The sequence below is a fragment of the Clostridium peptidivorans genome (assembly GCF_900205925.1).
GTDB classification, from domain to species: domain Bacteria; phylum Bacillota; class Clostridia; order Clostridiales; family Clostridiaceae; genus Clostridium_AK; species Clostridium_AK peptidivorans.
Genome location: NZ_OAOD01000001.1, coordinates 179,033 through 194,363 on the forward strand (window position 1 = coordinate 179,033; position 15,331 = coordinate 194,363).

Annotated in this window: 18 protein-coding genes and 1 pseudogene; all 19 read right to left on the reverse strand. The window is 28.8% G+C overall.

The window, feature by feature from the left end:
- Positions 1-4: 4 nt before the first annotated feature.
- Entirely contained in the window at positions 5-457 is a 453-nt protein-coding gene (gene def / locus CRN98_RS00995) for a peptide deformylase (protein ID WP_097025549.1), read from the reverse strand.
- Positions 458-478: 21 nt separating this feature from the next.
- Positions 479-2,680 (reverse strand): primosomal protein N', encoded by a 2,202-nt coding sequence (gene priA / locus CRN98_RS01000; protein WP_097025550.1) that lies wholly within the window; start codon positions 2,678-2,680, stop codon positions 479-481.
- 91 nt (positions 2,681-2,771) lie between these two features.
- Positions 2,772-3,968 carry a bifunctional phosphopantothenoylcysteine decarboxylase/phosphopantothenate--cysteine ligase CoaBC gene (gene coaBC / locus CRN98_RS01005; protein ID WP_097025551.1) on the reverse strand — a complete coding sequence of 399 codons (1,197 nt, stop codon included), beginning with the start codon at positions 3,966-3,968 and terminating at the stop codon, positions 2,772-2,774.
- A gap of 2 nt (positions 3,969-3,970) precedes the next feature.
- Positions 3,971-4,189, reverse strand: coding sequence for a DNA-directed RNA polymerase subunit omega (gene rpoZ / locus CRN98_RS01010; RefSeq protein ID WP_097025552.1), 219 nt, complete (start codon positions 4,187-4,189; stop codon positions 3,971-3,973).
- On the reverse strand, positions 4,170-4,799 hold the full coding sequence (gmk, locus tag CRN98_RS01015) for a guanylate kinase (protein ID WP_097025553.1): 630 nt from the start codon (positions 4,797-4,799) through the stop codon (positions 4,170-4,172). The genes rpoZ and gmk overlap by 20 nt, the downstream gene beginning before the upstream one ends.
- Entirely contained in the window at positions 4,799-5,074 is a 276-nt protein-coding gene (remA, locus tag CRN98_RS01020) for an extracellular matrix/biofilm regulator RemA (protein ID WP_035307528.1), read from the reverse strand. The genes gmk and remA overlap by 1 nt, the downstream gene beginning before the upstream one ends.
- Before the next feature lie 16 nt (positions 5,075-5,090).
- Positions 5,091-5,969 (reverse strand): YicC/YloC family endoribonuclease, encoded by an 879-nt coding sequence (locus CRN98_RS01025; protein ID WP_097025554.1) that lies wholly within the window; start codon positions 5,967-5,969, stop codon positions 5,091-5,093.
- A gap of 155 nt (positions 5,970-6,124) precedes the next feature.
- Positions 6,125-7,282 carry an aminotransferase class I/II-fold pyridoxal phosphate-dependent enzyme gene (locus CRN98_RS01030; RefSeq protein WP_097025555.1) on the reverse strand — a complete coding sequence of 386 codons (1,158 nt, stop codon included), beginning with the start codon at positions 7,280-7,282 and terminating at the stop codon, positions 6,125-6,127.
- Between the two features lie 145 nt (positions 7,283-7,427).
- On the reverse strand, positions 7,428-7,553 hold the full coding sequence (locus tag CRN98_RS18005; RefSeq protein ID WP_278335391.1) for a hypothetical protein: 126 nt from the start codon (positions 7,551-7,553) through the stop codon (positions 7,428-7,430).
- A 285-nt stretch (positions 7,554-7,838) separates the two neighbouring features.
- The gene (locus CRN98_RS17570; protein ID WP_179631862.1) at positions 7,839-7,988 is read right to left on the reverse strand and encodes a hypothetical protein; all 150 of its coding nucleotides are present in this window, start codon (positions 7,986-7,988) and stop codon (positions 7,839-7,841) included.
- Between the two features lie 64 nt (positions 7,989-8,052).
- The gene (locus tag CRN98_RS01040; protein WP_097025557.1) at positions 8,053-8,232 is read right to left on the reverse strand and encodes a hypothetical protein; all 180 of its coding nucleotides are present in this window, start codon (positions 8,230-8,232) and stop codon (positions 8,053-8,055) included.
- A 96-nt stretch (positions 8,233-8,328) separates the two neighbouring features.
- A complete protein-coding gene (locus CRN98_RS01045; RefSeq protein ID WP_097025558.1) occupies positions 8,329-8,982 on the reverse strand; it encodes an N-acetylmuramoyl-L-alanine amidase in 654 nt (217 codons plus the stop codon).
- Positions 8,983-9,364: 382 nt separating this feature from the next.
- A complete protein-coding gene (locus CRN98_RS01050; protein WP_097025559.1) occupies positions 9,365-10,576 on the reverse strand; it encodes a nuclear transport factor 2 family protein in 1,212 nt (403 codons plus the stop codon).
- A gap of 642 nt (positions 10,577-11,218) precedes the next feature.
- Positions 11,219-11,359, reverse strand: coding sequence for an aspartyl-phosphate phosphatase Spo0E family protein (locus CRN98_RS01055; protein ID WP_097025560.1), 141 nt, complete (start codon positions 11,357-11,359; stop codon positions 11,219-11,221).
- Between the two features lie 177 nt (positions 11,360-11,536).
- Entirely contained in the window at positions 11,537-11,713 is a 177-nt protein-coding gene (locus CRN98_RS01060) for an H-type small acid-soluble spore protein (RefSeq protein WP_097025561.1), read from the reverse strand.
- Positions 11,714-11,989: 276 nt separating this feature from the next.
- Entirely contained in the window at positions 11,990-12,946 is a 957-nt protein-coding gene (locus tag CRN98_RS01065; RefSeq protein ID WP_097025562.1) for an alpha/beta fold hydrolase, read from the reverse strand.
- A 237-nt stretch (positions 12,947-13,183) separates the two neighbouring features.
- The gene (locus CRN98_RS01070) at positions 13,184-13,501 is read right to left on the reverse strand and encodes a TIGR04076 family protein (protein ID WP_097025563.1); all 318 of its coding nucleotides are present in this window, start codon (positions 13,499-13,501) and stop codon (positions 13,184-13,186) included.
- A gap of 470 nt (positions 13,502-13,971) precedes the next feature.
- Positions 13,972-14,580: a DUF3862 domain-containing protein gene (locus CRN98_RS01075; RefSeq protein WP_097025564.1), complete on the reverse strand. Its 609-nt coding sequence runs from the start codon at positions 14,578-14,580 to the stop codon at positions 13,972-13,974.
- A gap of 324 nt (positions 14,581-14,904) precedes the next feature.
- Positions 14,905-15,162, reverse strand: a pseudogene (tnpA, locus tag CRN98_RS01080) (IS200/IS605 family transposase); the annotation flags it as partial.
- Between the last annotated feature and the right edge of the window lie 169 nt (positions 15,163-15,331).

Below are 15,331 nucleotides of genomic sequence, written 5' to 3' on the forward strand. Positions count from 1 at the left end.
ATACTTACCTTCCATTTTCCTTTATAATCTTATCTACAAATAATACTCCATTTAAATGATCTATTTCATGGCATAGTGCCCTCGCCATTAATTCTTCTCCTTCTATAACAACTTCATTTCCATTTCTATCCAAGGCTTTAACAGTTACTTTGTATGGTCTTTCTACTTCTCCTTGTTCTCCAGGTATGCTTAGACATCCTTCTTCATCTATGTAGGATCCTTCTGTTTTTATTATTTCAGGATTTATTAAAAATACTGGTTCTTCTCCTATATCTATTACTACAACTCTTTTAAGAATACCTATCTGTGGAGCTGCAAGACCTACTCCATTACTTTCATACATAGTTTCTAACATATCATCTAAAAGCACTTGAAGTCTATCATCTATCTTCTCTACTTTTTTACTTTTCTTTCTTAATAATTCGTCTCCAATTTCTCTTATACTTCTTAATGCCATAATAAAATTACCTCCATATATTTATATTAAGCTTAGTGGATTTACATCTATGCTTATTCTTATATTATTATAACTTTCTTTTACTGAATCATATATACTATTTTTTATTTCTTTTTTTATATTTTGATTTAACTCACCTTTAATTATAATTTGCCATCTATAATTATTTTTTATTTTAGAAATTTCTGAGGGACATGGCCCTAATATTTCTACTTTATTTGTATTTTGTAATAGTGATTCTAAATTAATAGCTGCATTTTGTATGTTTTTTATCAATAACTCTTCATTAGGACTACTCATATTTATAAGCATTATCTGAGAAAATGGTGGATAATTCATAAGCCTTCTAAGTGAAAGTTCCTGTTCAAAAAACTCCTGGTAGCTATTTTCTGCAGCACACTGTATACTATAGCTCTCTGGATTATAGGTTTGAACTATAACTTCTCCTTTTTTCTTTCCCCTTCCTGCTCTTCCAGCTACTTGTGTTATAAGCTGAAATGTTCTTTCTGAAGCATGAAAATCAGGAATGTTTAAAGATAAATCCGCTGCAATAACCCCAACAAGTGTTACATTTTTAAAATCTAATCCCTTAGCAATCATTTGAGTTCCAACCAGCACATTAGCTTTTTGCTCTTTAAAAAAGTTATATATATTTTCATAAGAATTTTTACGACGAGTGGTATCAAAATCCATTCTTAACACCCTTGCAGATGGAAAATATTTTTTTACTTCTTCTTCAACTTTTTCTGTACCAACTCCAAAATATTTTACATACTTGCTTCCACATTCAGGGCATATTTGAGGAACTTTTTCAGTTTTGCCGCAGTAATGGCAATTTAAATTATTGCTATTATTATGATATGTAAGTGAAATATCACAATTGCTGCATCTAAAAACATATCCGCACTTTCTACAGGATACAAAAGTTGAAAATCCTCTTCTATTTAAAAATAATATTATTTGTTCATTTTTTTTAAGCCTATCTTCTATACTTTCAAAAAGACTGCTACTAAACATACTTTTATTATTTTTAACAAGCTCTTCTCTCATATCCACCACATGAGTGTCAGGCATAAGAGCACCATCTGCTCTTTTTTTAATCGTAATTAATTCTAACTTGTTATTTATAGCTCTATAATAAGTTTCTATGGATGGGGTGGCAGAGCCTAAAACTACTTTACAACCATATATGTAACTTAACATTTCTCCAATTTCTCTAGCATGATACTTAGGATTGCTATCAGATTTATAGCTATTTTCATGTTCCTCATCTATTACAATAAGACCTAAGGTTTTAAATGGCAAAAATATAGCTGATCTAGCACCTATTGCAACTTTTACTTTTCCTTCTTTAACTCTTAACCACTCATCATATCTTTCACCTTCGGAAAGTTTACTATGAAATACTGTAATATCCTTTCCAAATCTTCCTTTAAATCTTTCCACCATTTGAGGTGTAAGAGAAATCTCCGGAACTAGTATTATGGATTCTTTTCCTTTACTTATCATTTCTTCTACTAAGTTCATGTATATTTCTGTTTTACCACTGCCTGTTACACCATGAATTAAAAATAACTTATTTACAGAATAAATTATTTTATTTAAAGCAGACTTTTGTTCACTATTTAATGCTTTCTTTTCATAAAATTCATATTGCCTTGTATCATATCTATTTATTATATTTTCTTCTTGAGTTAAAAAATTGTGTTTAAGCATTGTATTAATGGAAGACAATGAAATATTGAATTTATTACTTAAAGCACTTTTAGTGTATAATCCATTATTTTCACTTACTACTTTATATATTGTAGTATAGGGTTCCTTATTAAATTTTTCATTTAGTTTTTCTGAAGTATAAATTAGGTTCTCTTTCTTATTTTTCATTCCTTTAAATAATGCTGCAGGAAATAGTGCCCTTATAACCTCCATATGAGTACATAAATATTTTTCTCTCATATTTTTTATAAGCGTAAGATATTCTGGTGTAAGTAGCGGAAAAGAACTATCAATTTTTATTATTTCTTTAATATTTTTTATATCGTCAATTTCTTTATAGATTTCCATTATAAATCCATCTATCTTTTTATTACCTATTCCAAAGGGCACATATACCCTAGAACCCACTACAGCCTTATCTATTAAATTATCAGGTATTTTATATGTAAATACTTTATCTAATTGAATGGACGTACTATTTATAATTACACCAGCATATTTATCCACTTAATCACCCTTTAGCAAATAATTTAGTAAATAAAAGAGGCTATCTTTACAAGTTCATTTTGCAAAGTAACGCCCCTTTTATCTTAACAACTTATACTTCTTTGTTTTTCTCATTGATAATATTAAATAATTTTTGTGCTACTTCTCTTTTACTCATTTTATCTAATGAAACATCTTTTCCTTCTCTAGTAAGTATAGTTACTTTATTTTCACTAGATTGAAAACCTGTATCAGCTGAAGTTATATCGTTAGCAACTATGTAATCTAAATTTTTCTTTTTTAGCTTAGCTTGTGCATTACTTATTAAATCATTGCTTTCTGCTGCAAAACCTACTAACACTTGATTTTGTTTTATTTCCCCTAATTTCTTTAATATATCAGTATCTTTTGTAAAATTTAAAATAAGTTCGTCAGAGGACTTTTTAATTTTATTTTGTGAGTACTCCATTGGTTTGTAATCTGCTACAGCAGCAGCTTTTATAACTATGTCTTGAGAATCAAAGTGTTTTAAAACCTCATTTAACATTTCTTCATTAGTGGTTATATTTATAGTATTTATTCCAAAAGGAGCCTTTAAAGACGTAGGGCCAGATACTAATGTAACTTCAGCTCCTCTATCTCTAGCTTCCTCTGCTATAGCATAACCCATTTTTCCTGAAGACCTATTTGTTATAAATCTAACTGGATCTATTAAAGACCATGTAGGACCAGCTGTAACCAAAACCTTTTTTCCTACCATATCTTTTATTGGATAAAGCATACTTAAAACCTTATCTACAATAAGTTCCGTATCTGCAAGCTTTCCTGCCCCAACATCTCCACAAGCAAGCCTTCCGCTTTCAGGTTCTATAAACTTATATCCATAATTTTTAAGCTTTTCAATATTATTTTGTACTATTGGATTTAAGTACATATTTGTATTCATTGCAGGTGCAAATACTACCGGAGCATGAGTGGCCATAATAGTAGTAGAAAGCATATCATCTGCTATTCCATTTGCTACCTTTCCTATTATATTAGCAGTAGCCGGTACTATAAGCATTAAATCAGCTTTCTTTGCAAGAGATATATGTTGTATTTCCCAATGTTTAGGCTCATCAAACATATCGGTTACCACCATGTTTTGGCTTAAACTTTGGAAACTTAAAGGATTCACAAATTCACCTGCAGATTCAGTCATAATTACGTGAACATCTATGTTCTTTTTTCTTAATCTGCTGATTACATCTAAAGCCTTATATACAGCTATTCCTCCTGTAACACCTATAACTACAGTTTTTCTTTCCATTTTTACTTTATACCTTCCTTAACAGTTTCATAAGTAATAGCTGTTGCATCTATTTCATTTATCGCTACAGTTACTGGTTTTGTTAAATCAGTATTTATAAGAGGTGCATCACCATCTATAAGCTGTCTTGCTCTTTTTGAAACTACTACTACTAAAGAATATCTGTTATCAACTTTATCTAATAAATCCACTATTGATGGATTAATCATAGAGTTGTTCATGCATCAATCCCTCCTTACAATCAAATATTGTTTCTTTCATTCTATCTACTCTACATCTTTCTGCAGAAACTATAGACTCAATTTTTCTTACTGCATCATCTACATTATCATTAACTACTGCATAATTATATTTAGAAACATAGTTTATTTCCTTATAAGCAGATTTAAATCTAGTCATAAGGGACTCAGGTGTTTCTGTACCTCTTTTAGTAATTCTGTTTTTTAATTCTACCATAGAAGGTGGTAATATAAATATAAATACTCCTTCTGGATAATTATCCTTAACCTTTAATGCTCCTTGAATATCTATCTCTAAAATAACATCTCTTCCTTGTTCTATCATTTCTAACACCTTGGATTTAGGTGTTCCATAGAAGTTTCCATAAACCTCTGCATATTCAAGAAAATCATCGTTGTTAATTTTAGATACAAACTCCTCTTTTGCAAGAAAATAATAACTTTTACCCTCTATCTCTCCTACTCTAGGGGAGCGAGTAGTTGCAGAAACAGATATCCAAAAGTCATTTTTATCTAAAATAGCTTTGCATACTGTTCCTTTCCCTGTACCTGAAGGTCCTGAGATTACTATTAAAAGTCCTTTTTCCTTCATTAGCTGTCAACCTCTTCTGTATCCTCAACCTCTTCTTTGGAAGATAGTCTATGTGCCACTGTTTCTGGCTGTACTGCGGATAAAATTACATGATCACTATCTGTAATAATAACTGCTCTAGTTCTTCTTCCATAAGTAGCATCAATAAGCATTCCCCTATCCCTTGCTTCTTGAATTATTCTCTTAATTGGAGCTGATTCAGGACTAACTATAGCCACTAACCTATTAGCTGAAACAATATTTCCAAATCCTATGTTTATTAGTTTAATACCCATTCCTTGCCTCCAGTACTTACTCTATATTTTGTATTTGTTCTCTTATTTTTTCAATTTCATTTTTTATTGAAATAGCTAAATTAGATATATTTAAATCATTAGCTTTTGAAGCAATTGTATTGGTCTCCCTATTCATCTCTTGTACTATAAAATCCAACTTTCTGCCAATAGATTCATCTAGCTTAAGTGTTTCTTGCATTTGAATTATATGACTATTAAGTCTAACTATTTCTTCATCTATGCATGCTCTATCTGCTAGAATAGCTACTTCCATAGCCATTCTATTTTCATCTATATTATAGTCTTCTAAAAGTTCTTTTAGCCTCTCTTGAAGCTTTTGCTTATATGTTATAGGAACTAAAGGAGCTCTTTCTTCTATATTATCTAATATATTTTTTATATTATTACATTTTTCTATTATATTTTCTTGTAATTTTTTTCCTTCTACTTGTCGCATTTCTAGCAGCATATCAATAGCTTCATTAAGCGGACCTGATAAGCTTTTCCATAGTTTCTCTATGTCCTCTTCTTGCTGCTGAATTGTAACTACTTCAGGAAATTTAGCAACTAAAGAAAGTGATATATCATCTTTTATATCATATCTACTTTTTATGCTTCGAAGGCACTCCACATAACTATCTGCTAAAGTTTCATTAAAAACAGTTCTTATATCTTTCTTATCATATGTAGTAAGATTTATAAATACATCTACCTTACCTCTATTTATTTTCTTTTGTATAGTAGATCTTATCTTGTCTTCTATAGAAATTAAACTTTTAGGCATTTTTAAGTTTATATCACAATATCTATGATTTATACTTTTAATTTCTACAGTAAAACTTCTACTGTCATCCTCAAAGGTTGCTCTCCCAAATCCCGTCATGCTTCTTATCATAATTTTCATCCTTCCATATAACTAAGCTTAAAACACATATATTCATTATACATACATATTTATAATAAATTCAAGCATATTTTGCAATAACACAAAATATGCTCGTTTTTTAACTATTAATTTAAATTATATCATAAATCTTGCATTATTGAACTTTATTTATTTAAATTATTTAATTTACTTAATCCTTTTTCTAATTCCATTTTATCTTTCGTAAGTGACATTCTAAAATATCCGTGACATAGGTTGCCAAATACATATCCAGGTGTCACTATAATTCCACATTTATTTAACAACTCTTCACAAAATTCATCTGTAGTATATTGTTTAGGAACAGTAGCCCAAATATAAAATGCTCCTTTACTTTTGAAAAATTTTATATCACATTCCTTTAATTTATTTTCTGCTAATTCTATTCTTTCATCGTATATTTTTCTTACTCCATTTACATAGTCCCTGCCTAATTTAAGCGCTTCAACACCGGCCCATTGAACAGGTACAAACTGACCAGAATCCATATTCATTTTTATTTTCAGTATAGCGTTTAATACCTCTCTATTTCCTACTACATATCCTAATCTAAATCCTGACATACTAAATATTTTAGAAAAGCTGCCAAATTCTATAAATTTTTTTTGATAATCAAATTGCAATAAACTTAATGGAGCTTCGGTTCCCCTTATGATTTCATTATAGGCGCCATCATTACATAATACTATATTGTTTTTATAACAAAACTCAATAATTTCCTTAAAGAAATAAGGATTTGCTACAGCACCTGTAGGATTATTAGGATAATTAATCAAAAACATCTTAGATTTATTAATTATTTCATTAGGTATAGCTGAAAGATCTGGAAGATATTCATCCTTCTCTTTTAAAGGTATTTTATAAGAAACCGCTCCCCATAATTTTGCTGCCAAATCATATACAGGATAAGATGGCTTAGGAATTATAGCATAATCACCTGTATCACATAATGCTGGTATTAAATTACTTATTCCTTCTTTAGATCCAATCAATACAAGTACTTCTTCCCTGTCTAATGTTACCCCAAATACATCCTTATAATATTTAATTATCCCATCTTTCAATTCTTTTATCCCAGCATATGGTGGGTAATTATTGTATCCCTTATAAGTTAAAGATTTTTTTAAGCCTTCAATTATGGTGTTATCAGTTAATAAATCAGGGTCTCCTACACCTAAGTCTAATACTTCTTTTCCTTGACTTAATAAATTTTCCTTTATTTTATCCAATTTACCTAATTGATATTCGGGAAGGCTAATCAATCTGTTATTTATTTTTAACATTGCTCCTCCTAAAATATTTCTTACTATTTTATTATTTTATTCATTTTTTTCTCTATTTGTTACAGTTTACATTTGTTTTACAATTACATAATTTATATTATGTAAACAAGGTTTCTAACAAATAAAGACCTGAGTTTTCAGGTCTTTAACATGTACTTTTTATTTTATCAATATATTCTTCATCATCACTTATTCTAATTAAACTTTCAATAAAATATTTATTTCTATTTTTAGGTACTTTCTTATGGCTTATAAGTTTTATCATTATCATACATATATCATACTTATGCACATGTGTATGTCCGTTTTTAAAACTTTTTTTCGTATTGTGTATTATAAAACCGCTCCCCGCTTTATATACCTTAAAGTTAAGGTTTTGGTATATTTGAACACTCAAGTCTTTCACCTCTTGGTTTTATAATATCCTTATGAAATTAAAAGTTTATTTACCAAGTGATATTTATTTTTTAATATATATTATGAAAAATTTAATAAAATGTTAAAATAAAGCTTGATTTTAAAAGAGATATTTTCTCATAAAATCAAGCTTTATTTTTTATACATCTTCGTTTTTAATCTTTAATACGTTTTTATGTGTTAAATTAGTATCTTGTAATACATCTGATGTTTCCTTATTATCACCTATCATTTTTCTTGCTCTCTTACATGCTTGTGTATAAGGCAGTTTTTGATTTTTCTTAACCATAATACTTTCCTCCTCTTTTGTTCTATATTAAATTTATTTTAACCATAGATATAGCTATTATTCTTCAAAAAAATTTTACTAGCTTAAATTGTGCTTTATTAATATTCCATGCATATCCATCTCTATAATAGCTAAATACTTTTGCACTATGTTTATCTTCATACCATTCCTTAAATTTTTTAAATTGTTCATTACTCATTTTATGAATATCAGTTCCCCATTGACCTTTTAATTCTACTATCATATATAAACACCCCCACTTTTTATATATTCATAAATTTATAATTTTATGATATATAAAAAGGAAATTGCATGACAATTTCCTTTTAGCACTCAATTTCTAATCTATTACAGCGTTGAATCCCTTTTCTTTTAGCTTTTGAACCATTGCCTCAGCATTATTTTTATCTGTAAAAGCTCCCACTTGAACTTTGTATATTTTATTTTCCTTATCATTATCTTTTACAGGAACACTTTCTTCAGGCGCCTTTCCTGTAAGTCCTTTAACTATAGCATTAGCTATCTTTTCAGCATTGTATTTGCTCATATCGTCTTTACTATCCACAAAAGATACTTCGATTAATATAGCTGGAGCTTTTGCATTTCTTACCACATACAGGCTACTGCCATTCTTTACTCCTCTATTTTTATACCCTAACTTTACAAGTTCACTTAATACACTTTTTGAATATCTCTCTCCTGTAGTACTTCCGGGATAGAAGTATACTTCTGACCCCTGTCCACCTCCAGCGTTAAAGTGAATTGATACATATAAATTTACATTATTTAAATTTGAAACTTGTACTCTTCTATTTAGGCTATCTGAAACACTATTACATCTTACTGGAAGCACATTTATCACTTCATGCCCTAGCTTTTTTAGCTTTTCTATAACTTTTGAACCAACTTCCTTTGTTAAAGCGTCTTCAAATTTTATTCCTTTAGCTCCAATATCTGGTGAACAGTTATGCCCTATATCTATAGCAAATTTCATTACAATCACTTCCTTAATTAAGTTGTTACTATATAATATGCAAAAGTAATTATAAATGCTCAAATTTTAGCTATAATACTTATTAGTAAAATATGCTTAAATACAATAAAACCATAATAAAGTCTGTAACCTCTTAAGTTTACAGACTTTATTATGGTGTATTTGAACTTGCAGTCTAATGCATTTCACACATATAATTAATTCATTAATTTCATCACCATTTATAATTACTATATTGGCATATATATAATAGTAAGAATTTTTTTAACATTGAGCTCTGCTTAACAATACTTTTAATAAATTAAAGTTCACCCTTACCACAACCGATATTAAGGCAAGCTTCAACATTATAATCTTCCATTTTCATACCTGACTTAGCATATTAAATGTTCTTTTCTAAAATAGAGGCTGCTTCTGTCTTACCTTCTAGAAAGTAATCAAATGGAAGAGAAAACTGAAGATATTTAAACACCCATTGTTGCTTCTCTTTAATAAGCACTCCTTCGAATCTGAATGGCCAAACATATTCTTCCCCTTTGGCATTTTCCTTTAGAGTATCGGCAATTTTTCTTCTTATGTTAAAGAGCTTATCTCTATCATCTAGATTACTTGCAAATATATTATTTATTGCATTTATTGTATTTTTAAATGCATTCTCTTCATTTATACTTTTTTTCATAATGCCGTGAGTAACTATCCAAACTATCTCTTCATTGGAATTTATTAAACAGTTCTCACAATCTAATCTGATTTCATCGTAATATTCCCTGTGTGTCTCTATTAATTCCTTAATTTCTTCCTGATTACTACAAATAACTTTGTCTATATTAATAATAAGTGGATTATTAATAGCAAAATATTTATTTACTACTGAATCTATATCTTTATCTGTATCTAGATACTCGTTATTAAATCCTTGTAGAAGTTTAGTTATTTCATCTTTATATATAGATGTAGTGCTTGCAGAGTAATTCTTAAGCTTTTTCACTTCCATATTGAAGCTTTCTTCATCATAGTCAATATTATCAATTCTTACATCTGGTAAATGTCCAACTGCTGGAAGTGAAAATTGCATTTGTTTTATAATCCATCCTGTTTCCTTTTTAATTAACACAAAAGAAATACGTAAATCCCATAAATAAATTCTTTCATTACTGTCTCTCTGACTTAATAGATGGCATAAAATCCAATTAATCTTAGTTAGTTTTACCTTGTCAGACTTTTTACTATTAGAAGAACCTTGATCAAAATATTGCTTAATATAGCCTAAATACCTTTCATAAGTATTACTGTTGCTGTAAAAAGTATATTTTATTGTGCCTGGAACGTAGATTAGAGCAGTATTTGCAAGTGATACTATTGAAGCTTCATCAGCCTTAATCCGTAGATATTCCCAATCACTGATAAATATATCCTTGACTTCCTCATAACTTAAACACCATTCACCATTACTCGTCCCAACCACAATTACATCTTCATTTTTATCAAATAATGCACTCATGAAATCATCAATTTTATTTACATCTCTTTGGATATATGCCTGTTGAAATATGTCCAATACTTTAATTAACTCATTCTTTATTTCGTTTTTCATACTTTACATCCGCCCACGATATATTTTTATATTTCAATCTTTCCATCCTATTCCATAAAGATTTAATCATAAATTTACTTCTCCATATAAACTAAAAAGACTGCACTAAGACAAAGCCTTGTTACAGTCTAAAAATATCTAAAATTTTTACATAATCAAAATACAGTATATAAATTCATGAAATCAACATAAATCCAAGTGATAAATTTAATATTGGACATGTGATGCCTTAACTAAACTCGGATTTAAGATGAATTTATAACAGTCAATGTAATGTAAAACAAAGATTTAATTTTAGTTCTATAAGTTGACTATCCCTACCTGCATATCTCAAAAAGAAGTAAAACAAATAAACCTAATGAATTAGGTAATTTAAAACTTCTTTTAATATTAATTTCCAATTTGAAAATTAATTAGCAAGTAGTAATCATCATTTATAGCACCTCCCATGTATTTACATGTAAATTATACCATATTAAATTTAAAATTTCAATAAATCCATACTTATATAAATTACTTATAGTCTATCAAATTCTACTACTAAAGAAACTGTCTCAGTTCTGATTTAAATCCTTTATATCATCTTATAACATTTTATATAATTATTTATAATCTTCTAAAAATAAAAAAAAACCTAGTTGTCTAGGCTAAACTTGTCTGATAAATATAAATAAGTTTGTCCAATTCTTGACTAAGTTGTACTACTTCATCAGAGTATAAGCATATCTCCCCTTCGGTTAATCGGTTTAGTTCTTCTCTAAGAATCTCAATTTTTTCTTCCATTGTTACAACCCCGCACTTACAAATTTACACAACATTAGCAATTATAGTACTAAATTCAAAACAATTCAACAATATAAAGTTAATTTAACACTTATTTAACAATATGTTTGTATATTAGTTTCTACCAGTTTAACTCTAAATGCAATAAAAAAACTCGAGCCTAAGCTCGAGGTAAAATTAATCTTCTTTCAAATCTTTTATATCTACATTTAATTCTTTATCTGTCTTGATATCTTTAACTTTAACTGTATTATTTTGATCATTAATATTTTCTAGCCAAACAGGATTTCCTTCATAACTTACCCCTACTACACCTAATGATTTAATAATTTCAGTAGCTCTTTTTATATCCATATATATTTCTCCTTTTTAAAAATATTTATTATATATTTTATCCTACAAAAGCAAAAAAATCCCCTCAAGTTAAAAGCTTGATAGACTCTCTAATAGGAATTGTAAAATTACTTCTACAATAATTGTAGATGATGATAAATCATTTATTAATAAAAGATACAGCTCATTATCATGCTAAAATTTATAGCACTTTATAATTAAGTTTCATTTAATTACAAAGTGCTATATTAAGAATGTTTAGTTCTACGATAGTGATTTATACTTATTTTCATAATCTCATATCTCTTTATTATTAATTTCCAATAACGCTTTAACAAATAATTGAGGCTGATCTAGCATTGTCATATGTCCAGCATCAGGTATTAAATAGAATTTTTTATATGGTGCATTGATTTTATTAAAGTATTCTTGTGCAATGACATAAGGTGTTTGCCAGTCATTTCCGCCTAAAATGTAATAAATTGGAATTTTATATTCTGCTGACTCTGGCTTTAAATCAAAGGCAAATAAAAACTCTAATACTTTTTCGTTTGCTTTAGCTCCTTTTATCAGTGCAAAAATATCTGATAACTTAAAAATAGGACTTTTAAATGCAGTTATGACTATGGAAAGACCTATCTTAACAGCCAAGTTATATTTCCCTTGAAGTTCACGCATTTTGCCACATTTTTTTATAAAGTTAATATCAAATTGATCTCCAGGATAATCACCTAAAATTTCAAGCTTTTTTAGAGATTTTTTATCGGCAGCCTGTAAAATTAACTCCTTAACTTTTTCGTAGCCAACACGCTCATTTTCAAGCATATTAATAACTTGTCCAACTCCAATATAATAAGCTACTTCTTCTGGATATTGCTTTATAAATATACTTCCTAAAACACTCCCCCAAGAATGACCAAGTATAATTATCTTTTCTTTATTATATTTTTTCTTTAGATACTGAATAATTTGAAACAAATCCTTTAACATCAAATCAATTGTAGGATATTTATCTGGATTTTTAGTAAGAGTTTTTCCAGAGCCACGTTGATCCCAATGAACTACTGTAAAAACATCTTCCCATTTTTCTTGAAAAGCATGTGCAAATATTGATTCAGCACTGCCAGGACCACCATGTAAAAATAACATTACCGGATTATCATACTTTGTACCAGAATGAAATAGATATTGATTTATGCCATTAATTGATACATATTCCTCAATATAAATTAACCTCTTTGACTTATTTTTCATAACTCCAATTCCCCTTTTTTCCTTGTGACACTTTTTTATGCTAAAATTACATATAATAATAATGTGTGAATCCTGAAATGCAATGAGACTTAAAAAGTAAGATAAATGCTAATGGCATACATTGTAAGTTTATGTAAAAAATGAAAGCCTTAGAATACTCTAAGACTTAATTTTATCTTCTTTATATAGGAGATACAGCTGTATATATAAAACTTCTTTAATTTAAATTCACAAAAATTAAGCTTCTACTCTTTCTAGTTTATAAATAACCGGATGAAGTCCATCATTACATGAATGTATTGCTATCCCATCTTGTTTTACATAAGGGCTGTTGCCACCTGATGCTAAAAGAGAAACTTTACTTTTCAAACCCTCCCAAGCACCAGCACAGAATTTATCTGGCATCTCACAATTTTTTGATATGTATTCATCACCTTCTTGTCCCTTTGCACAAATCACAGAAATGTTACTTTTCGCATAATCTTTATGAATATCTTCAACCTTTAATTTCTTCAATATTGTAATCTTAACATCATAACACTTTGCAATTTCCATGTTTATACCCCCCAATTTATAAATATTATTTTTTTATAATATCTTGCGAATATAACTTAATTAATATTATAGCACATTTTCTATATATTTTCATAATTATATGGAAAACACGGAAATTTTAAACATTGTGTTATTCGATTTTAACAGTTATGTCACATTTTAATCAAACTGTATACTAATTCATTTTTAGTAATACTCAAAAACAGAAAAGCCTGTAATACATTTATATTACAAGCTTTCTCTAAATCATTTATGGCACTTATAATTAGATTTAAAGTTTAAGCAACTTGTTATAATAATGTTATCATTATCTTCTAATGGAGCAATTAAACTTGAAACATATTGATATATTCTTACCTCGTTTTAAGACATAATAAAAGCACCTACAACATAAGTGCTGATTTAAGTTATTATAATTAAAATATTTTTATAAAAAATAAAAAATGCCCTGGATTACCCAGGGTTTTAATTTATTTTAGATTAAATTGTGCTTTCATCTGCATTTTCCCACCAGTAAACGTACAATTCATGTTTGAACCATCTCTATTTATCCAACTATAAATTGAACTTTCCATGTCCATTATTTTTGTTTGAGAAGTAAGTTCACCCTCTCCTAAGACAGCTTTTATTTGATCATAAGTCATTCCCTCTTTAACAGAGTTATATTTTTCTAATGTAACCTTAGCATTCATGTCTTTAAGTCCCGCTTGAGCTTTGCCTGTTACAACTCCATTTTGAACAGTAACATTCATATTGCTTATCCCTGGTCCACTCCATGAATATATAGCAGTTTTTATACCTGAAACTTCTGAAGAAGTTTCTTCTCTTCCTTCTCCCAAAACCTTTACAACATCTGAATATTTCATTCCCATCTTAATGCTAGCAAAGTTTTCATAATTCACTTTTGTTTTCTTAGTATCTTCTTTTTTCTGCTCTGCTGCAGTAGGTTTACTTGTATCATTTGACTTCTGAGCCTTATCGTTATTTCCTCCATTAGCTCCTATTACTCCTACAATGACTACGACGATTATCCAAAACCACCACTTTTTATAAAACTTCTTTTTGGGTTTATTATTCATGTTTGCAGCCTCCTCTTCTGTTGATTTACATATAAATTATATAACTATCGGCATGTTTTGTAAACTTATAAAACTGAACGAGCCCATGCCCCTAACCTCAGTAATTTGTATAGTTTTTGACACATTTGTCTAGTATTTAAATAGAGGTGATAAATAATGAAATTAGAACTACTAAAAATGATATGCTATGGTTTTTCATTTGCAATTATACTGCCATTTATATACGTAACAACATTAACAGTACTTTTATAAAATATATAACTAAAGTTGATAATACAAAAACTTTGTAATCCGAAAGTAAGTCATGACCACACGTAAACGGGTCAATGAACTTTTTCCCTTTAAATATCCCATAAATTGTTGAACACTTAACTTTGGTGGAATACTAACCAACATATGTATGTAATCTGGGCATGCATTTGCCTCTATTATTTCTACTCCTTAATGCTCACATAGTTTTCTTAATATCTGTCCTATATCTTTCTTTATCTTCCCGTATACTATTTACCTACGATATTTAGGCGCGAAAACTATATAATATTTGCAATTCCATTTACTATGTGCTGAACTTTGAATATCCATTTTAGATTACCTACTTTGTTATTAATGCGGTTGGCTAACCTGCATTTATTCTAACAAAGGAGGTATCTTTTTTCTACTCATAGCTATAAGCTCTTTAGAACCACAGGTAGAACCTGTGGTATTCAAAATACAAAAAGAGCCACGAGCTAGTTTCCTAACCCGCGGCTTT

What these genes read in the sequence shown, in the direction of transcription:
- CRN98_RS17570 (WP_179631862.1), bottom strand. Translation starts at nt 7,988, where the DNA reads ATGGTTAAGAAAAATCAAAAACTGCCTTATACACAAGCATGTAAGAGA.
- CRN98_RS01075 (WP_097025564.1), bottom strand. Translation starts at nt 14,580, where the DNA reads ATGAATAATAAACCCAAAAAGAAGTTTTATAAAAAGTGGTGGTTTTGG.
- CRN98_RS01025 (WP_097025554.1), bottom strand. Translation starts at nt 5,969, where the DNA reads ATGATAAGAAGCATGACGGGATTTGGGAGAGCAACCTTTGAGGATGAC.
- CRN98_RS01065 (WP_097025562.1), bottom strand. Translation starts at nt 12,946, where the DNA reads ATGAAAAATAAGTCAAAGAGGTTAATTTATATTGAGGAATATGTATCA.
- CRN98_RS01040 (WP_097025557.1), bottom strand. Translation starts at nt 8,232, where the DNA reads ATGATAGTAGAATTAAAAGGTCAATGGGGAACTGATATTCATAAAATG.
- CRN98_RS01050 (WP_097025559.1), bottom strand. Translation starts at nt 10,576, where the DNA reads ATGAAAAACGAAATAAAGAATGAGTTAATTAAAGTATTGGACATATTT.
- def (WP_097025549.1), bottom strand. Translation starts at nt 457, where the DNA reads ATGGCATTAAGAAGTATAAGAGAAATTGGAGACGAATTATTAAGAAAG.
- CRN98_RS18005 (WP_278335391.1), bottom strand. Translation starts at nt 7,553, where the DNA reads ATGATAATGATAAAACTTATAAGCCATAAGAAAGTACCTAAAAATAGA.
- CRN98_RS01055 (WP_097025560.1), bottom strand. Translation starts at nt 11,359, where the DNA reads ATGGAAGAAAAAATTGAGATTCTTAGAGAAGAACTAAACCGATTAACC.
- CRN98_RS01060 (WP_097025561.1), bottom strand. Translation starts at nt 11,713, where the DNA reads ATGGATATAAAAAGAGCTACTGAAATTATTAAATCATTAGGTGTAGTA.
- coaBC (WP_097025551.1), bottom strand. Translation starts at nt 3,968, where the DNA reads ATGGAAAGAAAAACTGTAGTTATAGGTGTTACAGGAGGAATAGCTGTA.
- remA (WP_035307528.1), bottom strand. Translation starts at nt 5,074, where the DNA reads ATGGGTATTAAACTAATAAACATAGGATTTGGAAATATTGTTTCAGCT.
- CRN98_RS01045 (WP_097025558.1), bottom strand. Translation starts at nt 8,982, where the DNA reads ATGAAATTTGCTATAGATATAGGGCATAACTGTTCACCAGATATTGGA.
- rpoZ (WP_097025552.1), bottom strand. Translation starts at nt 4,189, where the DNA reads ATGAACAACTCTATGATTAATCCATCAATAGTGGATTTATTAGATAAA.
- gmk (WP_097025553.1), bottom strand. Translation starts at nt 4,799, where the DNA reads ATGAAGGAAAAAGGACTTTTAATAGTAATCTCAGGACCTTCAGGTACA.
- CRN98_RS01030 (WP_097025555.1), bottom strand. Translation starts at nt 7,282, where the DNA reads ATGTTAAAAATAAATAACAGATTGATTAGCCTTCCCGAATATCAATTA.
- CRN98_RS01070 (WP_097025563.1), bottom strand. Translation starts at nt 13,501, where the DNA reads ATGGAAATTGCAAAGTGTTATGATGTTAAGATTACAATATTGAAGAAA.